The following is a 25,610-nucleotide window of genomic DNA, read 5'->3' as shown; positions in this document are numbered from 1 at the left end:
CGCGTCGCGGTCGGTCGTCCTCAGTCGTCAATCGCCGTCAGTCGTCGTCGCTGGTGACGGGTGACCGCGCGGCCACAGAGCGGGTCGCTCCCGTCGGGTCGGCCTCCGTCGAATCGTCACCGAAGTTCTCTTCGAGCAGTTCGGCCGTGTCGGCGTCGAGTTCCGTGAGGTCTGTTACGTCCGCGTTCGCGGCGGACACCTCGAACGCGTCGAGGAGGTCGGTCAGTTCGCCCGCACGGTCGGCGAGGCGACTCGCGCCGGAGGAGACTTCGCTCAGCGTCGCGGTCTGTTCTTCGGCCGCCGCGGAGACGTTCTCGGCTTCGGCCGTCGTCTCCTCTCCGATGCCCGCGAGTTCGTCGGCCATCGACAGCACCTCTTCGGTGGCGCTCGCTTGCTGGGCCGTCGCGGCGGCGACCTGTTCGACGCTCGCGCTGTTCTGACTCACTCCGGCGGCGATTTCGTCGAACGACGAGAGCGCTTCGTCCACGTCGGACGCGCCCAGTTCCACCTGTTCGCGCATCTGTTCGATGCCGGCGACGACGTCCGCACGCTTCGTCTCCAGCGTCGCCACGTGGTCCTCGATGGTCTCGGCGTACGTCGCCGTCTCCTCTGCGAGGTGTTTCACCTCGTCGGCGACGACGGCGAAGCCAGCGCCCGCCTCGCCCGCCCGCGACGCCTCGATGGACGCGTTCAGCGCGAGGATGTTCGTCTGCTCTGCGAGGTCCGCGATGACGCCGGTGACGTTGCTGATGCGGGCTATCTCGTCGTCCAACGCCTCCACGAGAGCGACCGCTTCGTGCGTCTCCGCCTCGATGGCTTCGACGCCGTCGAGCGCTTCGTTCGCCGCTTCGCGACCGTCGTCCGCCTTCTCTGCGACGGCGGCGGCCCCGGACGCGAGGTCGTCCGTCGTCGCCGACACCTCCTGTACGGACGCCGAGAGGTCGCCCATCTCGCCGGAGAGGTCGGCGAGGTGGTCGGCCTGGTCGCCCGCCCCGGCGGATATCTGCTCGACCGACCGGGCTATCTCGTCGCTCGCGATGCTCACCTCGGCCGCGCCGTCGGCGACGCCCGAACTGCGCTCGGCCACCGTCTCGCCGAACGCCGTGACGGCGACGAGGGTGGTCTCTAGCTCCTCGACCATCTCGTTGAACGCGGTGGCGATAGTCACCATGTCGTCGGAGTCGGAGTCGCGGTCCATGCGGACCGTCAGGTCGCCGTCCGCCGCTTCGCTCATCACGTCGCTGTAGCGGCGGGCGTCCGCGCGCTGAGACTGCAGGTCGTCGCGGAGGGCGTCGACGCCGTCGACGACGGAGCCGAACTCGTCGGTTCGACCGCCGGGGAGCGACACGTCGAGGTCACCGTCGCGGAGGCGTTCGACGCGGCCCGCGAGCGTGGAAAGCGGGGAGACGGTCGTGCCGTGGATGATGCCGCCGAGGGCGACGAAGCCGCCGCCGACGGCGAGGAGGAGCGCTCCGAGTTTGGTGAGGACGGACTGTTCGACGCTGTACACCGCGGCGGCGGGCGCGTGAACGACCGTCACGAGGTCGGTGCCGGCGACGGGCGCGTAGGCGACGAGGTGGCGTTCGTCCATCACGCCGTTGGACGTCTCCTCGTAGACGCCGGCGTTGCCCGCGGTGCCGTCGGTGAGCGCCGTCGCGTTCGCCTCGGCGTAGTCGCCGTAGTACTCGCCTCCGGAGGCGTCGAACTGGACCGCACCGTCGCCGGTGAGCACCTGCGCGAAACTCCCCTCGACGGCGGTGTCGAGCGTCAGTTCGACGTAGCTCAGGTCCGCGACCACGACGACCACGCGGTCGGACTTCAGTTGGACGGGGCTAACGAACGCCATGAACGTTCGCCCGTCGCGTTCGTACGGTCGTGTGAACGACACCTGGTCGGAGATGGCCATCTCCATCGACCCCTCGACGAACGCCGTGCCCTCCGGAACGGGGTCGTTTCCGACCGCGTCGGGGGTCGAACTGGCGACGATGCGGTTCGCCTCCGTGTCGACGTAGTGGACGTTCGAGACGGACGCCGGGAGGACCGCCTTCTCGCGGCGGAGTTGCTGCGATATCCGGTCGTAGTCGCCGGTCTGGAACACGTCGTAGCGCGACATCATCCGGGCCGTCTGTCGCTGGGCGTTCATCCATCCGGACAACTGCTCGGCCTGTAGCGTCGCGGTCGACTGCAGGTCACGCTGTGCGGAGGTGCTCACCTCGTCGGCAACGGAGACGTAGGTGTAGCCGCCGATGGCGACGACGGCGAGGGAGACGACGGCGAACAGCAACGCCAACTTGGCGAGGTAGCTTCGCCGGAGCGATTCGGGGAGGAGTTCGTCAAACGTTCGGGCGACCTTCATGTCGTTCGACCGATGGGGTTTCGGTTCAAAACCCTTCGCCGCCGATTATCGAATCTGATTTCTGAGTCAAAAACCACGGGACAGCGCCGTGTTAGATGTTATCCCTGTACGGGCGACGCGGCGTCGAGTCGGTCGGTCACCTCGGCATCCAGCATCCGTTCCGTCTCGGTTTCGCCGGAGAGGGCGTCCGCCTCGTCACGCACGACGTCGTCCGCGTCCGCCGCCGCGTCGACGGCGAACTCGGCGAGATGCTGTTGGAGGGCGTCGACTCGCTGTGCCAAGGTGACGGCGCTGTCGGTCACTTCGCCGAGCGACGCCGTCTGCTGTTCGGCCGCCGCGGAGACGTTTTCGGACTCCGCCGTCGTCTCCTCGACGATGCTGGCCACGTCGTCGGTCATCGTCTGCACCTCCTGGACCGCCCCGGCCTGTTCGGAGGTGACCGCCGATATCTCGGTGACGCTCTCGTTCGTCTCGCCGACGGCCGCGTCGATATCGTCGAGCGTTCGGAGCGCGTTCGAGACGGCGTCGGACCCTTCGGAGACAGACTCACGCATCTCTTCGATACCGTCCGTAACCGCCGCGCGTTGCGCGCGCACCTCGTCGACGAGCGTCGTGATGTCCTCGGCGAACGCCTGCGTCTCCTCCGCGAGCGACTTCACCTCGTTGGAGACGACGGCGAAGCCCTCGCCCGCCTCGCCCGCCCGCGCCGCCTCGATGTTCGCGTTCAGCGCGAGGATGTTCGTCTGCTCGGCGAGGCCGGTGATGAGTTCGGTTATCTCGCCGACTTCGACCAGTTTCTCGTCTAACGTCTCGACGGCCGCCACCGTCTCGGTGGTCTGCCGTTCGATGGTCTCGATGCCGTCGAGTGCCTCCTCCGCGAACCGCTGTCCCCGTTCGCTCCGCGCCGCCGCCTCGTCGGCCTGCGACGCCACCTGGTCGGACTCCGCGGCGACCTGTTGTATCGCGGCCGAAAGCGTCTCTATCTCCGAAGAGAGCACGGTGACGCTGTCGGACTGGTCGCGCGCGCCCGACGAAATCTGCTCGACGGACTCGGCCACCTCCTGACTCGCGCGGTTCACCTCCGTCGCACTCGTCGCGACCTGTTCGCTCTGCGCGGCGACGTCGTCGCCGAATCGCTTGACTGCGTGGACCGTCGTCTCCAAGTCGTCCATCATCGCGTTGAACGCCGTCGCGATGCGGCGCATGTCGCGACTGTTCACGCCGTCGTCCATCCGCGCGGTCAGGTCGCCCTCCGCACCCGCACGAATCGTCGCGAGGTGCGCCTCGGCGTCGTTCTCTTGGTCTCTCAGGTCACGCCGGAGGCCGTCGATGCCGTCCGCGACCTGTCCGAGTTCGTCTCGTCGGTTCAGGTCGGCGCGTTCGTCCAAGTCGCCCGCGCGGATGCGTTCGACGCTTCGTTCCAACTGTTCGAGGGGCCCGGTGACGTACCGACCGAAGAAGAGTGCGATGCCGACGACGCCTACCAAGACGCCGCCGACGAGGATTCCGAGGTCCAACAGCAGCGCCCGTTCCAGCGACGCCGCGGCCGCCGCGGCGGTGTGTCTCTCTATCTCGGCGCTGAGACTCAGATACGTGTACGCCCCGACACCGGCGACGAATACGGCGACGGCGAGAAACAGCGCCGCGACCGTTCGTGTGAGACTTCGCTCGAGCGTGTCGACCACCGGGACTGTATCGATGTTCATCGTAACGTCTCGACTTAGTATACCAGATTGTTATACCTAGGCTTCCAGTTATCAACATTGATTTTTCTACCTATCGTTTTGAATAAAACAGTACCACGCTACCAACGAAAGAACGGATAGCAAGTTTCGTACCGTTTGTTCGAACTCGCGGGGCCGGTGTCGACGGGGCGGGGACGTTCCGGAGTCTTTTATCCGAGGACGGCCCCACGGACGCATATGGACACTTCGGAGGTCGAACGTCTCATCGAATCGGGCATCGAGGACGCGGAGGCGACGGTGTCGCTCCCGCGCGTCCCGGACGAGAACCACGAGGACGCGCACTTCGCGGCCGTCGTCGTCTCTCCCGCGTTCGAGGGGAAGAGCCTCGTGCAACAGCACCAGATGGTGTACGACGCGCTGGGCGAGTCGATGACGACGGACATCCACGCGATGGAGTTGAAGACGTACACCCCGGAGGAGTACGACGCCGCGGACTGAGTCCGCGAGGACTCAGAGGTTCGGTTCGGTCTCTTCGAGTTCGTCGAGCGAACGGTTCCTGAGCGCGGCGCCCGTCTCGGTGTCGAACAGGTGGATTGCGGACTCGGGGATACGCGCGACGACGGGTTGACCCGCCTCCAGCGTACGCATCCCGTCGATAGTCGCCACGAAGTCCGCGGGGCCGTCCGTCGCGAACCCGAGGTAGACGTTGTTCTCGTTGCCCATCGGTTCCACCACGTCGACGACGGTGCCGAAGTCGTGGTCACCGGAGCCCTCGTCGACGAGTTGCACGTCTTCGGGCCGGATACCGAGCGTGACGCGGTCGGCGTCGCCGACGGCGGCGAGCGTCTCCTCTGAGAGCGGGTAGTCGAACTGGTCGCCGACGAGGCGGCCGTCTCGAACCTCCATCTCGAAGAAGTTCATCGACGGTTCGCCGACGAACCCCGCGACGAACAGGTTCGCGGGTTGGTGGTACGCCTCCAACGGCGTCGCCACCTGCTGGAGGACGCCGTCGTTGAGGATGGCGATGCGGTCGCCCATCGTCATCGCCTCCGTCTGGTCGTGCGTGACGTAGACGGTGGTGACGCCCAGGTCCTCTTGGAGACGCTGGAGTTCCGTTCGCATCTGCGAGCGGAGTTTCGCGTCGAGGTTCGACAGCGGTTCGTCCATCAGGAACACCTTCGGGTCGCGCACGATGGCGCGCCCGAGGGCGACTCGTTGCTGTTGCCCGCCGGAGAGTTCGCCGGGCTTGCGCTCTAAGAGCGGCGAGATACTGAGCATCTCCGCCGTCTCGGTGACGAGCGAGGATATCTCGCCGTCGGACATGTCCGTCGACTCTTCGAGGCCGAACGACATGTTCTGCTTGACGGTCATGTGCGGGTAGAGCGCGTACGACTGAAACACCATCGCGATGTCCCGGTCGCGGGGCGGTTTGCCGTTGACGACGTCGCCGTCGAGTCGAATCTCCCCGCCGGAGATGGTCTCTAAGCCCGCAATCATGCGGAGCGTCGTTGACTTACCACAGCCCGAAGGGCCGACGAGGACGAGGAACTCCCCGTCCGCGATGTCTATCGAGACGTCGTCTACCGCGACGATGTCCGAGCCGTTGTCGTCGAATACTTTCGTGACGTTGTCGAGTGTGAGTTCTGCCATTATGATTCACCTGCGACGCCTTCTGCGAACTGTTCTCCGAACAGGACGTAGACGAGAAGCGTCGGGAGTGCCGCGATGAACGCGGCGGCCATCTGGACGTTGTACTGTTGGACCATCGACCCCTGAAGCTTGTTCAGGGCGATGGTCGCGACTTCGTTCGTCGGCGAGGACACCAGCACGAGAGCGAACAGGAAGTCGTTCCACACCTGCGTGAACTGGTAGATGAGCACGACGGCGAACATCGGCTTCGACAGCGGGAAGATGATTCGCCGGTAGATGCGCGTGAACGTCGCGCCGTCGATGCGCGCCGCCTCCAGCATCGACTCGTCGAAGTTCGCGTAGTACGACCGGAACAGGATGGTACAGATGGGAATCCCGTACGCGGTGTGCGTGACGACGAGTTCGATGAGACCGACGCGCGACTGGAGGAACGGCACCGCCGCGAGGTAGTTCTGCAGTCCCACGATGGTCCAAAACCGCGTCAGCGGGACGAGGACGGACTGGTAGGGGACGAACATCCCCGCGACGAACAGCATCAGCACGCCCGCCTGTCCGCGCCACTTCAGATTCGTGAGGCCGTACGCCGCGACGGAGCCGATGAGGCCCGACAGCACCGTCGCCGGGATGGCGACGAACGCGCTGTTGTAGAGCGCCCCGGAGAAGTCCGAGAGCGGACCCTGCATCTGCGCCCACGCCTCGTACCACGGTTCGAGCGTGAAACCGTCGCCGAATGGTGGGACGAACGGCGTCGACGAGAAGAACGCGTCCTGTGTCTTGATGGCCGTCATCAGTCCGCTCTCCAACGGCGCGAGGTAGAACGCGCCGACGAGGAGGAGGACGACGTACACCGCCGCCCGCCCGAGGCTGAGTTCTCTGAGGTCGTCCGCGACGCTCATAGGTCACCCCGCTGGTACTGCACGTAGAGGTACGGACCGATGACCACCAACGCGAGGAGGAAGAGCACCGTCGCGATGGCCGCGCCGTACGCCCAGTTCGAGGAACTGAACGCCTCGCGGAACATCATCGTCGCGAGGATGTCGGTCGAGGGACCGGGGGTGTCGCCGAACAGCACGAACAGGAAGTCGAACGCCTTCAGCGCGAACACCATCAGCACGACGGCGGCGCTCATCGTCGAGGCGCGCAGTTGCGGGATGATGACGCGGCGATACATCCGGAGCGTCGACGCGCCGTCGATGCGCGCCGCCTCGAACTGGTCGTTCGGAATCGCGCGGAGTCCGGCGAGGTAGACGACCATGCAGTAGCCGCTGAACTGCCACATCAGCGCGAAGATGACCGCGCCGAGTTTCGTCGACGGGTCGCTTATCCAGTCGTTCGCGAGGAAGTCTAATCCGACCCCCCGGAGGACGACGTTGATGAGACCGATTTCGGGGTTGTACATCCACGCCCAGAAGATGGCCGTCACGACGAACGACAGGCTCATCGGCAGGAGGTAGATGGTCCGAAGGGTGTTCTCGTAGCGGATGTCTCGGTCCACGAGGATGGCGAGGAGGAGTCCCACCGCGAGCGAGAGGACGGTGAACACGACGAGCAAGACGACGGTGTTGCGCGCGGCGACGACGAACGTCGGGTCCCCGAGCATCTGCTCGTACATCGAGAAGTCCAGGTCGCCGTAGTCGGGGCTGCCGAACCCGGACCACTCGGTCAAGGAGATGACGGCGTTCCAGCCGATTGCGCCGTAGACGAACAGACCCATCAGGAGCGCCGGCGGCAACCAGAACGGGAGCGACCGGACGAACTCGCTGTCGAGGAGCGACCGGTCGGACTGGTCCGACCGGGTCGTCCCCTCGCCCGTCGCCGTCGCCGTGCCGCCGTCCGTCCGCACCTCGTTCGCGTCGTTCGCGTCGCCGTCGCCGTCGCTCCCGAGGCTCACGAGTCGTCGAAAGATGGAGTGAGGCATCGTGTGGCCCCGTTAGTTCGGGAAGGCGTTTGCGAGCGCTTGGTACGCCGAGTCGACGTTCCACTGCTCGTTGAAGCTCGCGAACGCTTCGTCGACGTTGCCGTGGACGTCGGGCGTGACCGCCGTCCCGTGCGCGATGGTCGGCGGTTGCGTCTCGGAGTTCTTGAAGTCCTCAATCTGCGACTGCAGGAACGGCCCGAACGGGTCCGTCGGCACGTCCGTGCGCGGCGGAATCGACCCCTTGACGGGGTTGAACCGCTCCTGTGCGTCGACGGTGCCGCAGTAACTCAGGAACTTCCGCGTCGCCTCCGGCGAGGGGTTGTTCTTCGGGAAGACGAACGAGTCGGTGACGACGGAGTACATCGACTCGGTGCCCGGGAACGGGACCATGTTCCAGTCCGACTCGTACTCGAAGCCCGAGGCGGCCTTGTACTGGCCCGCGGCCCAGTCGCCCTGGTGGATGAACGCCGCGTTGCCGTTGACGACTTTGCTGTTCGCCTGGTCCCACGACACGGACCCGGCGTCGTCGTTGAAGTACTCGTGGTAGTCTTTGAGCGTCTGGAGGGACTGACGAACCGCGTCCTCGTGGTCCGCGACGTTGCCCTCGACGATGGCCGACTGGTAGGCGTCCGCGCCGTTGTAGCCGAGGAAGATGGTCTCCCAGAGTTGGACCGACGACCACGGCGCCTGCACCTGGTGCGCCATCGGGACGGCGTCCGTCTCGCTGTCGACGGTCTTCATCGCCTCCAACAGCGCTCCCGGGTCGGAGATGCTCGACGGGTCGACGCCCGCCGACTCCACGACTGAGGTGTTGTAGAAGAGGTTGTTGAGGCGGTGGATGTTCAGCGGAACCGCGACGTAGTTGCCCGCGGGTTGCGCGAGGTCCTGTACGCCCTGTCGATAGGCGTCGCGCATCTCTTGGCTCCACACCGAGTCGCCGATGTCGTTCAGGACGTTGCCCTCGACGTACTGGGTGAGCGCCTTCCCCGGCCATATCTGGAACGTGCTCGGCGGGTTCTGGTTGAGCACGCGGTTCTTGACGACGGTGTCGAGTGCGGACCCGGCACCGCCCGGCGCGGGGTTGTTCGTTATCTCCACGTCGGGGTACTCCTCGCGGAAGCCTTCGAGGAGGGCGTTCAGCGCGTCCTGTTCGCCACCCGCCGTCCACCAGTGGACGAGTTCGAGGGCGTTCCTGCTCCCGCCGCTCTGTTCTGTGGACTCGCCGCTCGTCTCCTCGCCACCGGCGTCGGTGGTCTCTTCGCCGCCCGATTCCGTCGTCCCTTCGCCGTCGCCGCCGCCGGAACAGCCGGCTAATCCGGCCATTCCGACGCTCGCGAGGCCACTGAGACGGAGATACGTGCGCCGAGAGAGACCGCTGTCGTTGTGTTCGTCGTTCATGGTAATTATCCGCTGACAGTTGCGACTGAACTATTCTACACTATTTACTTAAATGTTTGTGGCATTTACTGCACCCCGAGTGAATCGGTATCACACGGAAAATTGACCGGACGAAACACGGCGACTGCGGCCGATTTTTCCGTTATTAGCAACTGCAATTACACGAATCTCGGCGCTCGATTTCGGTGCGAATTCGTCCAATTTCGTCGGATTCTGGCGCGTATCGTCGGCCGCTGTCGACGTTTGTTGTTATATTTCGCGATAGATTTTCCGATTCGTTCACGGTCGATGGACATCGACGGGTTTTACGCGGCCGCCACCCGTGGCTCAGGATATGAGCGACGACTTCCGTACTGAGCGGGACAGTCTCGGCGAGATGCAGGTACCCGCGGACGCGTACTGGGGCGCGCAGACCCAACGCGCCGTCGAGAACTTCCCCATCTCGGGAATCACCTTCAGTCGGCGGTTCGTCCGCGCGCTCGGCGTCGTGAAGAAGGGCGCGGCGCAGGCGAACCGCGACCTCGGACTCGTCGAGGAAGACGTGGCCGACGCCATCGTCGAGGCCGCAGACGAGGTCATCGCGGGCGAACACGACGACCAGTTCCCCGTCGACGTGTTCCAGACGGGGTCGGGCACCTCCTCGAACATGAACGCGAACGAGGTCATCGCCAACCGCGCCGCCGAACTGATGGGCGAGGAGGTCGGTGACAGAGTCGTCCACCCGAACGACCACGTCAACTACGGGCAGTCGTCGAACGACGTGATTCCGACCGCGATGCACGTCTCCGCGCTGGAGGCCGTCCAGAAGGACCTCCTGCCCGCCCTCGACACCCTCCGCGAGGCGCTCGAAGCGAAGGAGTCCGAGTTCTCGCACGTCGTCAAGACGGGCCGGACGCACCTGCAGGACGCCACGCCGGTCACGCTCGGACAGGAGTTCGGCGGCTACCGCACGCAGGTCGAGAAGGGTCTCGCGCGACTGGACTACGTCCGCGACCACCTCTCGGAACTCGCTCTCGGCGGCACCGCCGTCGGCACCGGGCTGAACACGCACCCCGACTTCCCCGAGAAGGCCGCGGAGTACATCTCCGAGGAGACGGGCGTGTCGTTCCGCGAGGCCGACGACCACTTCGAGGCGCAGGCGGCCCACGACGCGATGAGCGAGGCCCACGGCGCTCTCCGCACCATCGCGGGCTCTTTGAACAAGATAGCCAACGACCTGCGTCTGCTCGCGTCCGGCCCGCGGAACGGCCTCGGCGAGATAGAGCAACCCGAGAACCAACCGGGCAGTTCCATCATGCCCGGGAAGATAAACCCCGTCGTCGCCGAGGCGGTGAACCAGGTCCACAAACAGGTCGTCGGCAACGACGCCGCCGTCTCCGCCGGGGCCGCCGAGGGACAGATAGACCTCAACCTGTACAAACCGGTCCTCGCGCACAACTTCCTCGAATCCGCGAACCTGCTGTCGAACGCCTCCGAGGTGTTCGCGTCCAAGTTCGTCGCCAAACTGGAGGCGAACGAGGACGTCTGCGAAGAACAGGTCGAACGCTCCATGGCGTTGGCGACGGCGCTGAACCCCACCATCGGCTACGACAAGGCCAGCGAAGTCGCGAAGGCGGCGCTGAAAGAGGGCAAGACCGTCCGAGAAGTCGTCCTCGAGAAGGGCTACCTCACGGAGGACGAAGCCGACGACGTTCTCGACCCCGAGAAGATGACGCGCCGCGGCATCCTCGGCGACGACTGAGACGGACCGCCGGAGCCTCCCGGAACCGAGTCGTCTCCCAGGGTCGAGCATCTCCGGGCGAGCGGATTCGTGTCTGATTTTAGATACAACCTACGGACACCGGAGACGACCGTGTGGTCACCGACGGGGAACCGAATCACGAGTGAGTTACACACACTCAATAGTTTGTTTCAGAAACGTTTCCGTGGAAACCCGACGACGGCGACGTTCCCGTGGCGAACAGTCACGAACGCCGTAGAAAATCGGTATTTTGATGCCTGAATCCGTAGAATCTTCTCTCATGCCGAGCCTGCAGTATCAGCGCGAACGCGGCCGAGACATGTTGGAATGCCGAGGGTGCGGAGCGACGTTCCCCGAAGGCAGAGCGACGAACGACGGCTGGCACTACGAGTGTCCGGAGTGTGAGGAGGCTCACGGCATCGGTCAGGGTTTGCGCCGCGTCTGAGCGGCGAACAGCGCGGGTCCCCGGACCCGAGACGGTAGATGCGGGAAGAGACGGCCCGGACGCGGCCGCGACGTGCGAGGTGGCCGGTCGCGTCCGACTCGGAGACACGAGGGCGTCACCCGTCCTTATGAATCCTTTTTTACTCCCGCACTCGCATGAGCTACCAATGAGTGCGCACGACTACGAGGCGTTAGGACTCGTCGCCGGGCTGGAGATTCACCAGCAACTCGACACCGCGACGAAGCTGTTCTGCGGTTGTCCGACGGAGATTCGCGACCCCGACGACGCCGCGCGGACGTTCACCCGCTTTCTCCACCCGACGAAGAGCGAACTCGGCGAACTCGACGACGCCGCCTTAGAGGAGAGCCGCGTCGACCGCGAGTTCGAGTACCTCGCCTACGACACCACCTGTCTGGTCGAAGAGGACGACGAACCGCCGCACCGACTCGACCGGGAGGCCCGCGAAGTAGTGATGCAGATCGCGTCGCTCCTCGACATGGACGCCGTCGACCAGGCGCACGTCATGCGCAAACTCGTCATCGACGGCTCGAACACCTCGGGCTTCCAGCGCTCCTCGCTCGTCGCGCAGAACGGCGAGATACAGACGAGCGACGGCCCCGTGGGCGTCGAGGACCTGATGCTCGAAGAGGAGTCCGCCCAGCGAGTCGAAGAACGCGACGACGGCGTGCTGTTCTCGTTGGACCGACTCGGCATCCCGCTCGTCGAAATCGGCACGCGACCCGACATCTCCTCGCCCGAACAGGCCCGCGAGGCGGCCGAGACCATCGGGATGCTCCTGCGTTCGACGGGGAAGGTAAAGCGCGGCCTCGGCACCATCCGACAGGACGTGAACGTCTCCATCGCCGACGGCGCGCGCGTTGAGATAAAGGGCGTGCAGGCGCTGGACACCATCGACGACATCGTGCGCGAAGAGGTCGGCCGCCAGGTCGAACTCCTCGCCATCCGCGACGAACTCGACGACCGAGGCGCGTCCGTCGGCGAGACGCGGGACGTGACCGACGTGTTCGAGGACACCGACAGCGGCGTTATCGGCGGCGCACTCTCCTCGGGCGGCGTCGTGCAGGCCGTCCCCCTCTTCGGCTTCGACGGCCTCGTGGGCCGAGAGATTCAACCGGACCGCCGCCTCGGCACGGAGTTCTCCGACCACGCGAAGCGACACGGCGCGGGCGGCATCTTCCACACCGACGAACTGCCCGCTTACGGCGTCACCGAAGAAGAGGTCGCGGCCCTCAGAGACGCCGTCGGCGCGGGCGAGGAGGACGCCGTCGCTATCGTCGCCACCGACCCCGAGACGGCGGCGCTGGCCATCGACGCCGTGCAAGCGCGCGCGGAGACGGCGCTCTCCGGCGTCCCCGAGGAGACGCGCGGCGCGAACGAGGACGGGACCACCCGCTATCTCCGCCCCCTCCCCGGTGCGGCGCGGATGTACCCCGAGACGGACGTGCCGCCGGTCGAACTCGACCCCTCGGACGTGGAGACGCCCGAACTCCTCACCGAGAAGGTCGAGCGCTACCAGTCGGAGTTCGGTCTGAACGCCGGCCTCGCAGAACAGGTCGCCTACGGCCGCCGGATGCCGTTGTTCGAGCGTGCGACCGACGAGGGCGTGGACGCGACGTTCGCCGCCGGTCTCTTGGAGTCGACGCTGACGGAACTGCGCCGCGACGACGTGGCCGTCGGGAAACTCACCGAAGACCACCTCCTCGCAGTGATGCACCTCGTCGAGGACGGCGAGTTGGCGAAAGAGGGCGTCAACGACGTGCTGACGACCATCTCCGAGGACCCCTCGCTGTCGGCCGAGGAAGCGGTCGAGGAGGCGGGCCTCTCCGGCGTCTCCGAGGAGGACGTTCGCGAAGCCGTCGTCGAAGTCGTCGAACGGAACGCGGCGCAGGTCGAAGAACAGGGCATGGGCGCGTTCTCCGGTCTGATGGGCGAGGCGATGGGTGCGCTCCGCGGGAAGGCGGACGGCGAAGTCGTCAGCAGCGTCCTCAGAGAAGAGATTCAAAAGCGCGCGTAGTCGCTCGTATCCGACTGCGCTCCCACGCTACTTCCACACCAGTCCGGTCACCGTCCCGACCATCACCGACTCTGTCCTCTCGTCGCCTTCGCGCGTACAGGTCACGTCCACCGAGAGGTCGTACCGGTCGTCGCGTTCGCGGACGTCGTCGAGCACGCACTCACAGCGGACGGTCTCGCCGGTGTAGACCGGTCGGAGGAACTCGAAGGAGAACGAGCGAGCGAGGACGCCGAGTTCGCCGCCCACCTCCGTCGGGAGCGTCGCGGTCAAGAGGCCGTGGACGAGCAGTCGCCCGTCCTCGTCCGTCTCGGTGTGTCGGGGTTGGTCGTCGCGAGAGAGCGCAGCGAACTGTCGGACCTCTTCGGTCGAGAACGCGCGTTCGACGACGTGCGCGTCGCCTTCTATCGGGGAAATCACTGCACGTCGATTCGGACGCGGCCCTCTTCAGCGCGGCGACGGAGTCTGGCGACGCGGTCCTCCGTTCTCGGATGCGTCGAGAACAGGTCCCGGACCCGCCTCTCGTCGGGAGACTCCACCTCGCCGTGAATCCAAAGCGGCGAGAGGAGACCGACGTCCGGCGTCGTCGCACGCTCTATCTTCTCCAACGCCCGCGCGAGTGCGAGGGGGCGTCCCGTGACCGACGCGGCGCGGGCGTCGGCGGCGAACTCTCGCTTGCGCGAGTGCGCGCGAGCGGCCAACGTCACGACGCTCATCGCGACGACGACGCCGCGTTCGAGGGCCGTCCGCACGCGCCCGGGAATCGTCTCGGGCCACGAGTGGGGGTCGCCGCGGAACCACGCCGCGGCGAACGCGAGTCCCGTCACGAAGAAGACGAGCGGCGAAACCAGCGCGTAGACGACGCTCGCGACGGTCTGGAGCGTACTGAACGTGAGCGTCTGCACGAGACTGTCTCGGTGTTCGAGGTGCGCCAACTCGTGCGCCAGCAGCCCCTCGAACTCCGCGCGGTCCAGCAGTCCGAACAGCGCCGTGTCGACGACGACGGTGTCGCGGCCGGCGGTGTCGAGGGCGAACGCGTTCGGCGTCGAGAGCGAGACGACCATCAGTCGGGGCGCGTCGAGGTCCATCCGCGCGGTGAGACCGTCGAGCACCTCGTACGCGCCCGGAACGCGCGCTCTCGGGAGTTCTCGGGCGTCGAGTCGTGAGAGCAGACGGACCGTTCCGACGCGCATGCTCAGGTAGCCGAACGCGACGGCGACGACGAGGACGGTGAGCGCCGTCGTTACCGGGTCGAACTGCAGACGCCACAGGTAGGTGAGACCGAGGTAACTCGCGTAGGCGACGGCGGTGTAGAAGCCGAACACGAGCACCCCAACCAGCGCCATCAGGAGGCGAACGCCGCCGCGGGTGGAGGGCGCAGCCATCGCCTCTCGGTACGCGGTCCAGCGGCAAAACCGTTCCCCGGTCGTCCGGTGTCGCCGCCGACGCCGCGCCGGCGACTACTCCTCGTTCTCGACGGCCGTCCGTTCGTCGTCCTCGTTCTCCGCGTCGCCCCCGTTCTTCGCGTCGTCTTCGTTCTCCCCGTCGTCCTCGTCGTCGAAGCCGTCGAGTCTGTCTCGGGCGCGACGGAACAGGCCGGTCAGCGTGTACACCTCTCTGTCGGTTGGATGCGACCGTCCGACGACCCGGCGCATCATCCGCATCGTCTTCGGTCGCTTGTGGTCGCGGTGTTCGACGCGTTCGAGGAACTGAGAGAAGTAGTCGTAGAAGCGTTCGATGTCTTCTTCTGCGGCCCGGTCGCGGTCCACGTCGGGCAACTGCGTCTCTTCTACGGTGAGAGAGCGGAGTTCGTAGAACAGTATCGTCGCCGCCTGCCCGAGGTTCAACACGGGATACTCGCCGCTGGCCGGAATCGAGCACACCTCGTCTAGACGGGAGAGTTCGTCGTTGTTGAGGCCGCGGCCCTCCCGTCCGAAGACCAGCGCCGTCTTCGTGTCGACCGTCTCCAGACTCTCGCGAACCTCGACGGGCGTCTTGTACGGGTAGCGGACGTGCTTTCTGCTGTCTTCGTTCGTTATCGCCGTCGTCCCGACCGTGTGGTACTCGGCGACGACGTCGTCGAACGTGACTTCTTCGGCGTTCGGGAGGACGTCCTCGCGGGCGTGGCCGGCGAACCCGTACGCCTCGCCGTCGGGATGCAGTTCGGGCGGGTTGACGAGTTTGAGGTCAGTGAGACCGAAGTTCTTCATCGCCCGCGCGATGGTGCCGACGTTGCCCGGCGTCTCGGGTTCGACGACGACGACGACCGGTTTGTGACTCCGCGCCATCTACTTCGTCGGGTAGTCCTGCCCGAGGTCGACGTCGCCGAGGTCGTCTGTCGTCTCTTCGTCGTCCTCGTCGCCGCCGTTCCACTCCTCGTACGTTATCTCGCCGGTCCGGAGGTCGATGCGCTTTCGCGTGCCGCCGTGGCTCTCGTTGAGACGGCGGTTGAGTTCGTCCGGGTCCGGCGGGGTGGGGAGAGCGTCGACGTCGGTGTCGACGTGTTCGAGGCCGCCGTAGCCCTCGGGCGCACGCTCGCCGCTCGCGAACCACTCGTGGAACTCGTCGCGGAACGCCTCGGTCTCTCGGTGGGCCGACCCGCCGGCCTCGCGGAACCAGTAGAGGAAGTCCGCCTCGTGGTCCGCACAGAGAAGCACCTCTTCCATCGGTTCGCCGTAGACGAGTTCGGCCTCGTTACAGCGCTTCTTCTCTGCCTCCCCGTGAATCAGATAACAGGCGTCGCACGGCTTGCCCTGGAGGTAGGTGAGTCGGATGAGTCGCCGTCGCGTGTCGTCTGGAACCTCGTCGAGGGGGCGGAACTCCCCCTCGTCGGTGAACACCTCGTCCTCGTCGAAGCGCCACCCGCGAAGCCCGATACTGACCTTCGCCATCGCCCCGAGATAGCGGACGCGCGGATAAAAAGAGCGTGACTCCGGTCTCAGCGGACCGCAGAGACGTCGTCGGCGGGAATCGACGAGATGGGAGGTCGAAACCGCCTCCTAATCGGAGTACCGACCGACTAATGCGGTCGGTGAGGCGGAAGGAGAGGAGTGGTGAGGGAGACACGGCCGGGCGCACCAAACGGGACGACGGAGGCGCCGTCCGGGACCGCACGGCCTATACTTACAGCCTCCTACGCTCGACACATGCGAACCGTCGACGCGGCCGGACTCGGTATCGGCGACGACTATCCGCCGCGAATCATGGGTGTGTTGAACGTCTCGAAGGAGTCGCCGTACAAGCCGAGCGTGTTCGACGACGCCGGCGAAGCGGCCGACTACGTCGACACGGCCCTCATCGACGAGGGGGCGGACATCGTCGACGTGGGGTTGGAGTCGGCGAACAAGAAGTTCGAGGTGCTCTCCGCCGAGGACGAACTGGAGCGACTGGACACGGCTATCGAGGTGCTGGAGAGCGTCTCCGGCGACGCCGTCTTCTCCATCGAGACGCGCTACCACGAAGTCGCCGACGAGGCGCTCTCGCGGGGGTTCGACATGGTGAACGACATCTGCGGGTTCGCCGACCCGCAGATGCCCGTCGTCTGCGAGGAGTACGACGCCGCCGTCGCGAAGATGGCGTCGCCGCCGGACCTCGAACGGCCGGGGGCCGTCGAAGACGTAGACGACATCTACGACGCCCTCGCGCAGAACGGCATCACCGACAAGACCATCGTCGACCCGGCGTTCGGCGGGTGGTCCGAGGAGAAGACGCTGGCGCACGACAGAGAGACGTTCGACCGACTCCGCGAGTTCCGCGGCTACGGTCAGCCGATTCTCGTCTCCATCAACCGGAAGAACTTCCTCCGCGACGTCGCTGGGCGGAGCACCGAAGACGCACTCGCCGTCTCGCTGGCCGCCACCTCGATGGCCGTCGAACGCGGCGCACACGTCGTCCGAACCCACGACGTGCGAGAGACGCGCGACGCCGCTCTCGTGGGCCACGAGTTCTCGCGTCGCCGGACCAGAGGAGAGGGCGACGTGAGCGTCGAAGAACTCGACGTGACCACCGCGAAGGAGGCCGAACGTCACCTCGCCCGCCTCGGCGTCGACTCGCCCGAGTCGGTCGCCTCGGAGTCCGTCGTCCGCGTCTTCGAGTTGACCGGCCTCTCCGACGACGACGTGCGAACGCTGGCCACCGCGGCGGGGAACGCGGGGGCCACCGTCGCCCGCGGGAAGACGGCGGACACCGGCGCCGGACACGGCGTGCTCCTCGTCGGGACGCCGAGAGCCCTCAGGGAGATGCCGGCGTTCGCGACCGACTGCTCGAATTCGCTCCGTACAGCCCTCGAGGTGGTCGATGGTTCGTTCGTGTGAACTGACTGAAACACGTCAGCGTAAGAGAAAGCTTATACCCGACGCCCGTGAACCGGGCGACTGTAAGCCGGAAGGGCACGCGGGTAGGGGTACTTGGTGCCACTCCGGCCCACACCGTATTTTCTTCGAGGAGCGATAGCGATGGAGTTCGACGACTGGGAACCCCTGTACGAGCGGATTTTGGCGGATTTCGGCTACCCGCGGGCGGGCGACGAACGCGCCCGCGACGCGATGGCCGAGTACGCTCGTCCGTTCGACACGACCCGACTCGACTGCACTGGCGAGACTGTCGCCGTCGTCGGCGCCGCGCCGTCGCTTCCGGAGACGGTGGACGCCGTCGCCGACGCGGACGCGGTGTTCGCCGCGTCGACGGCGGCGGACGTCGTCCGCGACGCAGGGTACGACGTGGACCTGATGGTGACGGATTTGGACAAGAACCCCGAGACGGCGCGTCGCCGGACGCGGGCGGGCGACCCCGTCGCGGCGCACGCACACGGCGACAACCTCCCGTCGGTCCGCGAGTGGATGCCGCGGTTCGACGCCGCGCACGTCCTCGCGACGACGCAGGCCGCACCGGTCGAGAACGTGTACAACTTCGGCGGGTTCACCGACGGCGACCGCGCGGCGTTTCTCGCCGACGCGTTCGGGGCCGCGGACCTCCGGTTCGTCGGGTGGGACTTCGACGACCCGACGGTGGACGAAGCGAAGGCGGAGAAACTCCGGTGGGCGGAGCGACTGCTCGGGGTGTTAGAGCGGCGGCGTGGGGAACGGTTCGCGGTCCTCGACGGGCGACGTGACGCGATAGACCGCCGCTGAGAACGGGTCTGGACTTCCGTCTGGGTTTCGGTCTATGCTTCGGCGTCGGCGTCCGGTTGGTACGACGCGTCGAAGTCGACCCGGTCGACTTCCGCCTCGAACAGACGCGCGTCGCATCCGGCGCACGTCGCCGCGAGGACTGAGTCGCCGTCTCTCGCGGCGGCGTCGCCGAGGAACGGTCGACCGTCCGCCGACCGACGCCGGCCGGTGTCGAAGCGGTCGGCGTCGAACCGCGAGAGCGTCACGTCGCCGTCGCACGTCGGACACCGGTCGAGACAGAGTCTGAGTGCGGCGAGGACGCGCGTCCGCATCGGCGGGTCGAGCGTCCACCACTCGGGGTACTTCGCTCGGAACTCGGCGACCGCCGTCACGTCGGCCACGAACGCCGCACGCGACGGCCACTGGCCGGCGCGTTCGTTGCTGACCGACGCGACGAGGACGCCCTCTTCGGCCTCCCACCGCAGGTCGATTTCGCGTTCGGGAATCGAGAGGAGGTTCGCGAGAGCGGCCGGGTCGTCCTCTCGGTGGCCCATCGAGAGGATGCGTCGTCGCCACGACCGTTCGAAGTCGGACGCGATGCGCGGAATCTCACCGCTCTCGTCGTCGACCAACACGTCCGCCCGTCGGAGGTGCGCCTCCGCCGAGCCGACCCCCACGGCGTCGGGCAGTTGCGCCCGACTGTCGGTGGAGAAGAGGCGACGGGCCAGCGCCGACACCCGGTCAGCGCAGCGGTCGATTCGCCGACGCGACGACGGGTGGTCGGCGACGATGACGGCCGCGGTGCTCACGAGGACGAACGAGACGACGACGCCCGCGGTGGGCCAGCGTGCCGTCATCCCGACGGCGATGCCGGAGAAGACGGCGAACGCGGCGACGACGAGGACTACCACGCGAGGGTCCCGCCGGCGTCGCATAGCGAGGGCTGTCGAACGGACCGATGTGCCAACTGCCACGGTGCGTCTCACGACGCGGTCAAGCGCTCTCGCCACTATCGAACATGAGTAGACGTCCGGGGATAGGTATGGGGCACTTACTACCGATTCCCGACAGGTACGGCGTTTTTTCGCCGTCCCTATCGTTCGTTAAGTACCGTAACCCGGACTTGACAACGCGCTAATCACACGATACCGGCGTGTAAAGTTCTCACAAACGGGACTGAGACGCGAAACAGTCAGAGTTAGAAGACAGTTCGCGGTCCGAATCCGATTCAGCGGGGTCGTCGGCGTCGAACAGTGCCGATAGCTTGAGGGTCGCGTCGTCCTTGCTGTCGGTATGCAACTGTTCTGGCACCGCCGCGACCTGCGGGTGGCCGACAACCGGGGCCTCGCGACGGCCGCGGACGCCGGTGACGTCGTCCCGGTGTTCGTCTTCGACGACGCCGTTCTCGCGCACGCCGGGGCGTCCAGAGTTCGATTCATGCTCGACGCCCTCGAACGACTGCGCGAGTCGTACCGCGAACGCGACTCGGACCTCCTCGTCGTCCGCGGCGACCCGTCGGAGGAACTCCCCCGACTCGCCGCCGAGTACGGGGTCGAGCGAGTGGTGTGGAACAAGGACTACTCCGGTCTCGCGCGCGAACGGGACGCGCGAGTCAGACAGTCGCTGAACGAGGCGGACGTCGCCCGCGAGTCCGTCCACGACGCCATCCACCACGAACCGGGGTCTATCACGACGAACGCGGGCGACCCGTACTCGGTGTACACCTACTTCTGGAAGAAGTGGCGCGACAGAGAGAAGGAGGCGTCGGTCCCCGCGCCGGACGCCGACGCACTCGCCGACGTCTCCGGCGAGGCGATGCCGACCATCGAGGACCTCGGGTTCGAGGAACCGGCGGCGACGGTGCAGGAGGCGGGGACCGAGGCGGCGAGAGACCGACTCGCGGCGTTCTGCGAGGACGGAATCTTCCGCTACGCCGAGGACCGCGACTACCCCGAACGCGACGCCACCTCGCGCCTCTCCACGGACCTCAAGTGGGGAACCATCGGCATCCGCGAGGTGTACGAAGCGACCGAACGCGCGGCCGGCGACGCGGACGACGGCGACGAGTCGGAGTCCGTCGAGGAGTTCCAGTCGCAGTTGGCGTGGCGGGAGTTCTACACGCACGTCCTCTTCTTCAATCCGCACGTGGTCACGGAGAACTACAAGGAGTACGAGAACGACATCGCGTGGCGCACCGACGACGAGGAGTTGCGGGCGTGGAAGGACGGGGAGACGGGCTACCCTATCGTCGACGCCGGGATGCGGGAGTTGAGAGAGGAGGCGTACATGCACAACCGCGTGCGGATGATCGTCGCGTCGTTCCTGACGAAGGACCTGCTTCAGGACTGGCGCGAGGGCTACGCGCACTTCCGCGAGTACCTCTCGGACCACGACACCGGAAACGACAACGGCGGGTGGCAGTGGGCGGCCTCCACGGGGACGGACGCGCAACCGTACTTCCGCATCTTCAACCCGACGACGCAGGGAGAGCGATACGACCCCGACGCGACGTACATCAAGAAGTTCGTCCCCGAACTCCGGGACGCCTCCGCAGAGGAGATTCACGACTGGCCCGAGTTGTCACCGGTCGAACGCGAGAAGGCCGCGCCCGACTACCCCGAACCCGTCGTCGACCACTCCGAACGTCGAGAGGCGGCCATCTCGATGTTCGAGGACGCCCGCGGCGACGACGAGGACGACTGAGTCGCGGGCGCGAGTCTCCCCCGACCGGTCACTCTCACAACACTTTTTCGGACGAAGACTGTCGTCGGACCATGGCACCGAAGCCCTCCACCGAACTGCTCGCCGGCGTCGCCGTCGGCCTCCTCGTCGGCCTCGTTCTCGCGAGTGGCGCGCCCGCCGGGTCGTTCGCGACACCGAACGACGGCGACGACGACAGGGACGACACACCCGGCTACACGCTCTCGTCCGCTGGGCCGTCCTGCTACGAGGGGCCGACGGCGAACGCTGGCTGGGTCCACGAAGTCGCCAACGGTGACTACTACGGCGTGACGCTGAACGCGACAGTCGTTCACGACACCGACAGACGCGTCTCGGTGAACGTCACGGAACGGACGCCGGGAACGTACGAACTCGCAATCGTGACGACGCCGCCGGACGCGGACGAGGACGACCGGATGGCGGAGTCCCTCTCGAACTGTGACCGCGCCGAGACGACGCTGGACCTCGCGACGGGTCTGCCGACGGAGTACGAACGCGCCGTCGTCACCGTCGACGACCGCGAACTACTGACGTTCGAGAACGCGGACACCACCGCTGACCTCTATCGACTGCCGAACCCCGTGAACGCGACGGCGGCATCGTAGCCGGGAACGCTCTTGTCGACTGCCCGCGCAAGGGAGCGTATGCACGTAGATATCCTCCTGTACGACGGGTTCGACGAACTGGACGCGGTCGGTCCGTACGAGGTGTTCCAGACCGCCGGTGCGTTCGGTGCCGACTGCGACGCACGACTCGTCGCCCTCGACGACCGAGCGACGGTGACGGCGAGTCACGGCCTGCGCGTCGGCGTCGACGGCGTCTTCGACTCCGACCCCTCCCGAATCCTCCTCGTCCCCGGCGGCGGGTGGAGCGACGCCTCGAAACCGGGTGCCGGGATGGAGGCCGAAGCGGGTGACGTTCCCGACGCAATCGCGGCGCACGCCGACGCGGGCGGCGTCGTCGCCGGCGTCTGCACCGGTGGAATGTTACTCGCCCACGCGGGCGTGTTGGACGGACGGCCGGCCGTCACCCACGCGAGCGCACTCGACGACCTTCGGGCGATGGACGTCGACGTTCGAGACGCGCGGTTCGTCGACGACGGCGACGTGCTCACGGCGGGCGGCGTCACGTCGGGAATCGACCTCGCACTCCACCTCGTCGAACGCGAGTGCGGAGCGGAAGCGGCCGACCGCGTCGCGACCGAAATCGAGTACGTTCGCGTCGACGCGCCCGGCAGAAACTGACCGACTGCGGGACGGTCAGCCGACGTGAAAGGTGTTTGTTAACATACCTCTCCTCAACGTTTAACAGCACTCAGGAGGAATGATGAGGTGGAGGAATCTACCATGAGCTACGAACTCGACCCACTGCCGTACGACTACGACGCACTCGAACCCAGCATCTCCGAACAGGTGCTCACGTGGCATCACGACACCCACCATCAGGGCTACGTGAACGGGTGGAACAGTGCAGAGGAGACGCTGGAGTCGAACCGCGAGAGCGAGGACTTCTCCTCGTCGCCCGGTGCGATTCGTAACGTCACGCACAACGGCTCTGGACACATCCTCCACGACCTCTTCTGGAACTCCATGTCGCCCGAGGGTGGCGACGAACCCTCCGGCGACCTCGCGGACCGTATCGCCGAGGACTTCGGTTCCTACGAGGCGTGGAAGGGCGAGTTCGAAGCCGCCGCCGGCAACGCCGGCGGATGGGCGCTTCTCGTCTACGACTCGTTCTCGAACCAGCTTCGCAACGTCGTGGTGGACAAGCACGACCAGGGCGCACTCTGGGGCTCGCACCCGATTCTCGCGCTCGACGTCTGGGAACACTCCTACTACCACGACTACGGCCCGGCCCGCGGCGACTTCATCGACGCGTTCTTCGACGTCGTCGACTGGGACGAACCCAGCGCGCGCTACGACCAGGCCGTCGAACTGTTCGAGTAAGCGACGACTTCGTACACCCCGACCTTTCTTTCGACGCCGCACCGACGAGCAGCAGCGACGGCGTCGGATGCCCGTCTCTCTCAGACCGGCTCCGGATTCTCGTCCGAAATCGAGAACGCCGTCGCACCGAGTTCGTCGACGAGCGAGCCAATCGAGTCGTTGAGTCGGTTGTAGTCGTAGCAGCCCTCCTTTGGGTCGAAGCTGACGAAGACGCCGAGCGGTTCGTCTCCGAGGAACGTCCGGAACAGTTCGAAAGAGGAGAGGCTCCGGACGGTGTAGCCGTAGTCGGCGTAGTACAGCGACTCGTACGTTCGGCGCGTGACGAACCCGTAGCGCTCGTTGTCGATGAACCGCTCGACGTCGAGGCCCTCCTCCGATATCGTCTCTGCGACGTCCGCCCGGACGTACACCCGTTCGGACGTGTGTTCGTCGAAGAGCCACACGTCTCTGAGGGCGTCACCGCCGAACTCCTGGACGACGTCGAGCAACTGGTCGGAGGGTCGTTCCATACCTCCAGACATCGAAGGGGCGTGTTAACTATTGTGATTGTGCTGAGAGCGAGTCACGGAGTTTACGTGTTCTGCCGGCGACTGTCCGGTATGCCCCGGCCGAAGGACGACTTCGACACGCTCTACCCGTACCGCCTGTACGACCCCGAGGACGTCTTAGCGGAGGACACGATGTACACCGTCCCCGAGATAGCGCGACTCCTGCAGGGACTCGACCCGGAGACGCAACTCGACGCGGACACCGAAGACCGCATCGTCGTCTGGACGGTGCCGTGGCTGATGTCGCACGCCGACGAGTTGGTCATCAACGACCCGGAGGGCGACGAACCCGGCTACTTCGGCGTGCAGTCGTCGTCGCGTCCGGCCGACGACATCCCCGAGGGCGCCGACGAGTAGTCTCGCCGGTCGTCCGTACGTCCACCGTCCACCGTCCACCGTCCACGGTCCACGGTCGTACTCACCCCATCCGCGCGGCCCGCCCGGCCAGTTCCACGTCGTCGTACGGTCGCTGGGTGACGCTCGGTCCGTGGCCGACGTGCATCTCCGACAGTTCCTCGTCTATCGCCTCGCGGAGTCTGTCGAGGCTCTCTATCAGCGTCGGGCGGTGACCTTCTGCCAGGTCGGTCCGACCGAACCCGCCGTTGGCGAACACCAGGTCGCCCGCGAACAGGACGCCCGCGCCGCGCGAGTAGAAACAGAGGTGGTCGTTCTTGTGCCCCGGCGTGTGGAGGGCGACGTAGGAGTCGTCGCCGATTTCGACCGTCTCGCCGTCTTCGACGGCGTGGTCCACGTCGGGGTTGTCGGCGTCGAACCCCCACACCGCCACGTCGAATCCGTCCGTCACGGCGGCGACGTTGCCGACGTGGTCCGGATGCGTGTGCGTGAGGTAGACCCGGTCCAGTTCGTCGGTGTGTTCTCCGATTCGAGAGACGACGTCGAAGTTCGCGCCCACGTCGACGAGTGCGGTGACGTCGCCGGTGACGAGAAAGACGTTGCTCGTGAACGCTTGGACGCCCTGCGCGAGGTTGGTTATCACGCGTTCGGGTAGACGCGAACGCGACTTTCCTCTTTCTACTGGTCCGGTCGACGCCAGACGGGCCGCCCCGGCGTGTGCGCGGTCCACGTGTCGTCTCGGAGAATCCCGTTCCGTCGCCAGTCGAATCGGACGTTGCCGACGTAGGAGAACGACGAGGACGAGTCGAGTTCGACCAGCGTTTTCGTCCCGAACGCGAGCGTTCGCCGTCCGGTTCCGCCGACCCGAAACTCGCGACTGACGCTCGTCCCGTCTTCACCCCGCATCGTTCTCACGGACCAGTTCTCAGTTCCGTCCGGAAGGGCCACCGTCGCCTCGACAGCGTCGTCGAAAGCGGTGTCGACCGACAGGTCGCCGAGGTAGTACTGGTCCCAGAACGGGGCGTCGACCGTATCGACGCGTGCGAACGTCTGTACGAGGGCGCGGCCGTTCGCTCGTTGGAGAACGACCCGGTCCCAGCGGTCGTAGATTCCCACGTCAGTTCGACCGCCCATCCGAACCCACCCGAGGTCGATGCCGACGACAGGGGACGGCGAGAGGTCCGGAGCCGAACCGTCGAGTACTTCGCTGACGGCCCACGGGAGCGCTTCGACGCCGGTCGTCTCGGTGCCGGGTGTGAGGTACTGTGCGGTGAGTCGTCCGCCCGACGGGACGACGGCGGCGACGCGTTCGCCCGCCGTCCACGCTCGACTCGGGAGGCCGTACGCGCGGTCGGATTGTTCACAGAGACGAATCGCGTCCCCCGGACTCCCCCGGCCGACGAAAACGACCGGAACCCCGACGTCGAGGGCGTCGAGAGCGGTGTCGTAACCGTCGGCGTCTGCGGGGAGAACGAACGCTTCGGCGTCCGCGACGTCGTCGGTGAGGGCGACGCCGGTGTCGGATGGGAACTCCACGCGGGCGTCGGCGGCGAGCGTTCGACCGGCCAGCAGCGATTCGTCGGATTGGTCGGCGTCGCCGCCGCATCCGGCGAGCGGTGCGGTGGCGAGGAGGGCGAGGACGGCACGGCGGGAGGGCATCGTTCTGTCGTCGCGGACCGTTCATGTATATCTGTTGTCTCGAATTTTC

Annotated in this window: 25 protein-coding genes; 11 read left to right on the top strand and 14 right to left on the bottom strand. The window is 66.3% G+C overall.

Going from position 1 to position 25,610, the window contains the following annotated elements; translation table 11 throughout:
- Positions 1–37 precede the first annotated feature (37 nt).
- Positions 38–2,356 (bottom strand): methyl-accepting chemotaxis protein, encoded by a 2,319-nt coding sequence (locus BM282_RS12155; RefSeq protein ID WP_089881339.1) that lies wholly within the window; start codon positions 2,354–2,356, stop codon positions 38–40.
- Positions 2,357–2,454: 98 nt separating this feature from the next.
- Positions 2,455–4,062, bottom strand: a complete 1,608-nt coding sequence (locus BM282_RS12150; RefSeq protein WP_089881337.1) for a methyl-accepting chemotaxis protein — start codon at positions 4,060–4,062, stop codon at positions 2,455–2,457.
- A gap of 216 nt (positions 4,063–4,278) precedes the next feature.
- On the opposite strand from BM282_RS12150, the gene BM282_RS12145 reads away from it, so the two are divergent.
- Positions 4,279–4,539, top strand: a complete 261-nt coding sequence (locus BM282_RS12145; RefSeq protein WP_089881335.1) for a BolA family protein — start codon at positions 4,279–4,281, stop codon at positions 4,537–4,539.
- Between the two features lie 12 nt (positions 4,540–4,551).
- On the opposite strand, the gene BM282_RS12140 is transcribed toward BM282_RS12145, so the two are convergent.
- From BM282_RS12140 to BM282_RS12125, 4 genes are read right to left on the bottom strand one after another with little or no spacing between them, the layout of a single operon-like run.
- On the bottom strand, positions 4,552–5,691 hold the full coding sequence (locus BM282_RS12140) for an ABC transporter ATP-binding protein (RefSeq protein WP_089881332.1): 1,140 nt from the start codon (positions 5,689–5,691) through the stop codon (positions 4,552–4,554).
- The gene (locus tag BM282_RS12135) at positions 5,691–6,587 is read right to left on the bottom strand and encodes a carbohydrate ABC transporter permease (protein WP_089881329.1); all 897 of its coding nucleotides are present in this window, start codon (positions 6,585–6,587) and stop codon (positions 5,691–5,693) included. The genes BM282_RS12140 and BM282_RS12135 overlap by 1 nt, the downstream gene beginning before the upstream one ends.
- Positions 6,584–7,609, bottom strand: coding sequence for a carbohydrate ABC transporter permease (locus tag BM282_RS12130; protein ID WP_089881326.1), 1,026 nt, complete (start codon positions 7,607–7,609; stop codon positions 6,584–6,586). The genes BM282_RS12135 and BM282_RS12130 overlap by 4 nt, the downstream gene beginning before the upstream one ends.
- Before the next feature lie 12 nt (positions 7,610–7,621).
- Positions 7,622–9,007, bottom strand: a complete 1,386-nt coding sequence (locus tag BM282_RS12125) for an ABC transporter substrate-binding protein (protein WP_089881324.1) — start codon at positions 9,005–9,007, stop codon at positions 7,622–7,624.
- Between the two features lie 334 nt (positions 9,008–9,341).
- Between BM282_RS12125 and BM282_RS12120 the strand changes: the two genes are divergently transcribed.
- The 3 genes from BM282_RS12120 to gatE all read left to right on the top strand — a co-directional run bounded on the left by BM282_RS12120 (position 9,342) and on the right by gatE (position 13,228).
- Positions 9,342–10,748 carry a class II fumarate hydratase gene (locus tag BM282_RS12120; protein ID WP_089881321.1) on the top strand — a complete coding sequence of 469 codons (1,407 nt, stop codon included), beginning with the start codon at positions 9,342–9,344 and terminating at the stop codon, positions 10,746–10,748.
- Between the two features lie 280 nt (positions 10,749–11,028).
- Positions 11,029–11,193 (top strand): HVO_2901 family zinc finger protein, encoded by a 165-nt coding sequence (locus BM282_RS12115; protein ID WP_175501523.1) that lies wholly within the window; start codon positions 11,029–11,031, stop codon positions 11,191–11,193.
- Positions 11,194–11,359: 166 nt separating this feature from the next.
- Complete coding sequence (gene gatE / locus BM282_RS12110; protein WP_089881316.1) at positions 11,360–13,228, top strand: Glu-tRNA(Gln) amidotransferase subunit GatE; 1,869 nt, start codon at positions 11,360–11,362, stop codon at positions 13,226–13,228.
- Positions 13,229–13,255: 27 nt separating this feature from the next.
- Here the strand turns inward: gatE and BM282_RS12105 are convergent, their stop codons facing one another.
- The 4 genes from BM282_RS12105 to BM282_RS12090 form a co-directional block, all read right to left on the bottom strand.
- Positions 13,256–13,645: a MaoC/PaaZ C-terminal domain-containing protein gene (locus tag BM282_RS12105; RefSeq protein WP_175501521.1), complete on the bottom strand. Its 390-nt coding sequence runs from the start codon at positions 13,643–13,645 to the stop codon at positions 13,256–13,258.
- Complete coding sequence (locus tag BM282_RS12100) at positions 13,642–14,571, bottom strand: M48 family metallopeptidase (RefSeq protein ID WP_089882137.1); 930 nt, start codon at positions 14,569–14,571, stop codon at positions 13,642–13,644. Before BM282_RS12100 ends, BM282_RS12105 begins: the two co-directional genes overlap by 4 nt.
- A 114-nt stretch (positions 14,572–14,685) precedes the next feature.
- Positions 14,686–15,513, bottom strand: coding sequence for an RNA methyltransferase (locus BM282_RS12095; RefSeq protein WP_245758357.1), 828 nt, complete (start codon positions 15,511–15,513; stop codon positions 14,686–14,688).
- Positions 15,514–16,116, bottom strand: coding sequence for a hypothetical protein (locus tag BM282_RS12090; RefSeq protein WP_089881315.1), 603 nt, complete (start codon positions 16,114–16,116; stop codon positions 15,514–15,516). It abuts the gene before it with no gap.
- Between the two features lie 255 nt (positions 16,117–16,371).
- Between BM282_RS12090 and BM282_RS12085 the strand changes: the two genes are divergently transcribed.
- On the top strand, positions 16,372–17,538 hold the full coding sequence (locus BM282_RS12085) for a dihydropteroate synthase (protein ID WP_089881312.1): 1,167 nt from the start codon (positions 16,372–16,374) through the stop codon (positions 17,536–17,538).
- A gap of 141 nt (positions 17,539–17,679) precedes the next feature.
- Entirely contained in the window at positions 17,680–18,354 is a 675-nt protein-coding gene (locus BM282_RS12080) for a 6-hydroxymethylpterin diphosphokinase MptE-like protein (RefSeq protein WP_089881309.1), read from the top strand.
- Positions 18,355–18,386: 32 nt separating this feature from the next.
- Here the strand turns inward: BM282_RS12080 and BM282_RS12075 are convergent, their stop codons facing one another.
- Positions 18,387–19,244: a hypothetical protein gene (locus tag BM282_RS12075; RefSeq protein ID WP_245758356.1), complete on the bottom strand. Its 858-nt coding sequence runs from the start codon at positions 19,242–19,244 to the stop codon at positions 18,387–18,389.
- 382 nt (positions 19,245–19,626) lie between these two features.
- Between BM282_RS12075 and BM282_RS12070 the strand changes: the two genes are divergently transcribed.
- The 4 genes from BM282_RS12070 (at position 19,627) to sod (ending at position 23,000) form a co-directional block, all read left to right on the top strand.
- On the top strand, positions 19,627–21,036 hold the full coding sequence (locus tag BM282_RS12070) for a cryptochrome/photolyase family protein (protein WP_089881304.1): 1,410 nt from the start codon (positions 19,627–19,629) through the stop codon (positions 21,034–21,036).
- 71 nt (positions 21,037–21,107) lie between these two features.
- Positions 21,108–21,659, top strand: a complete 552-nt coding sequence (locus tag BM282_RS12065) for a hypothetical protein (protein ID WP_089881302.1) — start codon at positions 21,108–21,110, stop codon at positions 21,657–21,659.
- Between the two features lie 39 nt (positions 21,660–21,698).
- On the top strand, positions 21,699–22,298 hold the full coding sequence (locus BM282_RS12060) for a DJ-1/PfpI family protein (RefSeq protein ID WP_089881299.1): 600 nt from the start codon (positions 21,699–21,701) through the stop codon (positions 22,296–22,298).
- 102 nt (positions 22,299–22,400) lie between these two features.
- Entirely contained in the window at positions 22,401–23,000 is a 600-nt protein-coding gene (sod, locus tag BM282_RS12055; protein ID WP_089882135.1) for a superoxide dismutase, read from the top strand.
- 80 nt (positions 23,001–23,080) lie between these two features.
- Here the strand turns inward: sod and BM282_RS12050 are convergent, their stop codons facing one another.
- Complete coding sequence (locus BM282_RS12050; RefSeq protein WP_089881298.1) at positions 23,081–23,509, bottom strand: DUF7522 family protein; 429 nt, start codon at positions 23,507–23,509, stop codon at positions 23,081–23,083.
- Between the two features lie 90 nt (positions 23,510–23,599).
- Between BM282_RS12050 and BM282_RS12045 the strand changes: the two genes are divergently transcribed.
- On the top strand, positions 23,600–23,905 hold the full coding sequence (locus tag BM282_RS12045; RefSeq protein ID WP_089881295.1) for a DUF5827 family protein: 306 nt from the start codon (positions 23,600–23,602) through the stop codon (positions 23,903–23,905).
- Between the two features lie 61 nt (positions 23,906–23,966).
- Here BM282_RS12045 and BM282_RS12040 read toward each other — a convergent pair whose 3' ends face one another.
- Both BM282_RS12040 and BM282_RS12035 read right to left on the bottom strand, forming a co-directional pair.
- Positions 23,967–24,545: an MBL fold metallo-hydrolase gene (locus tag BM282_RS12040; RefSeq protein WP_089881292.1), complete on the bottom strand. Its 579-nt coding sequence runs from the start codon at positions 24,543–24,545 to the stop codon at positions 23,967–23,969.
- A gap of 35 nt (positions 24,546–24,580) precedes the next feature.
- Positions 24,581–25,561, bottom strand: a complete 981-nt coding sequence (locus BM282_RS12035; protein WP_089881290.1) for a hypothetical protein — start codon at positions 25,559–25,561, stop codon at positions 24,581–24,583.
- Between the last annotated feature and the right edge of the window lie 49 nt (positions 25,562–25,610).

This window comes from Halogeometricum limi, assembly GCF_900115785.1.
GTDB lineage: Archaea > Halobacteriota > Halobacteria > Halobacteriales > Haloferacaceae > Halogeometricum > Halogeometricum limi.
The sequence above is the reverse complement of the archived record's forward strand: the minus strand, read 5'-3'. Positions and strand labels throughout refer to the sequence as shown.

Coding starts and splice junctions, on each gene's coding strand:
- BM282_RS12070 (WP_089881304.1), top strand. CDS start 19,627: ATGCAACTGTTCTGGCACCGCCGCGACCTGCGGGTGGCCGACAACCGG.
- BM282_RS12150 (WP_089881337.1), bottom strand. CDS start 4,062: ATGAACATCGATACAGTCCCGGTGGTCGACACGCTCGAGCGAAGTCTC.
- BM282_RS12050 (WP_089881298.1), bottom strand. CDS start 23,509: ATGGAACGACCCTCCGACCAGTTGCTCGACGTCGTCCAGGAGTTCGGC.
- BM282_RS12140 (WP_089881332.1), bottom strand. CDS start 5,691: ATGGCAGAACTCACACTCGACAACGTCACGAAAGTATTCGACGACAAC.
- BM282_RS12035 (WP_089881290.1), bottom strand. CDS start 25,561: ATGCCCTCCCGCCGTGCCGTCCTCGCCCTCCTCGCCACCGCACCGCTC.
- BM282_RS12120 (WP_089881321.1), top strand. CDS start 9,342: ATGAGCGACGACTTCCGTACTGAGCGGGACAGTCTCGGCGAGATGCAG.
- BM282_RS12145 (WP_089881335.1), top strand. CDS start 4,279: ATGGACACTTCGGAGGTCGAACGTCTCATCGAATCGGGCATCGAGGAC.
- BM282_RS12065 (WP_089881302.1), top strand. CDS start 21,108: ATGGCACCGAAGCCCTCCACCGAACTGCTCGCCGGCGTCGCCGTCGGC.
- BM282_RS12080 (WP_089881309.1), top strand. CDS start 17,680: ATGGAGTTCGACGACTGGGAACCCCTGTACGAGCGGATTTTGGCGGAT.
- BM282_RS12060 (WP_089881299.1), top strand. CDS start 21,699: ATGCACGTAGATATCCTCCTGTACGACGGGTTCGACGAACTGGACGCG.
- BM282_RS12090 (WP_089881315.1), bottom strand. CDS start 16,116: ATGGCGAAGGTCAGTATCGGGCTTCGCGGGTGGCGCTTCGACGAGGAC.
- gatE (WP_089881316.1), top strand. CDS start 11,360: ATGAGTGCGCACGACTACGAGGCGTTAGGACTCGTCGCCGGGCTGGAG.
- sod (WP_089882135.1), top strand. CDS start 22,401: ATGAGCTACGAACTCGACCCACTGCCGTACGACTACGACGCACTCGAA.
- BM282_RS12130 (WP_089881326.1), bottom strand. CDS start 7,609: ATGCCTCACTCCATCTTTCGACGACTCGTGAGCCTCGGGAGCGACGGC.
- BM282_RS12095 (WP_245758357.1), bottom strand. CDS start 15,513: ATGGCGCGGAGTCACAAACCGGTCGTCGTCGTCGTCGAACCCGAGACG.
- BM282_RS12115 (WP_175501523.1), top strand. CDS start 11,029: ATGCCGAGCCTGCAGTATCAGCGCGAACGCGGCCGAGACATGTTGGAA.
- BM282_RS12085 (WP_089881312.1), top strand. CDS start 16,372: ATGCGAACCGTCGACGCGGCCGGACTCGGTATCGGCGACGACTATCCG.
- BM282_RS12045 (WP_089881295.1), top strand. CDS start 23,600: ATGCCCCGGCCGAAGGACGACTTCGACACGCTCTACCCGTACCGCCTG.
- BM282_RS12155 (WP_089881339.1), bottom strand. CDS start 2,356: ATGAAGGTCGCCCGAACGTTTGACGAACTCCTCCCCGAATCGCTCCGG.
- BM282_RS12135 (WP_089881329.1), bottom strand. CDS start 6,587: ATGAGCGTCGCGGACGACCTCAGAGAACTCAGCCTCGGGCGGGCGGCG.
- BM282_RS12100 (WP_089882137.1), bottom strand. CDS start 14,571: ATGGCGCTGGTTGGGGTGCTCGTGTTCGGCTTCTACACCGCCGTCGCC.
- BM282_RS12125 (WP_089881324.1), bottom strand. CDS start 9,007: ATGAACGACGAACACAACGACAGCGGTCTCTCTCGGCGCACGTATCTC.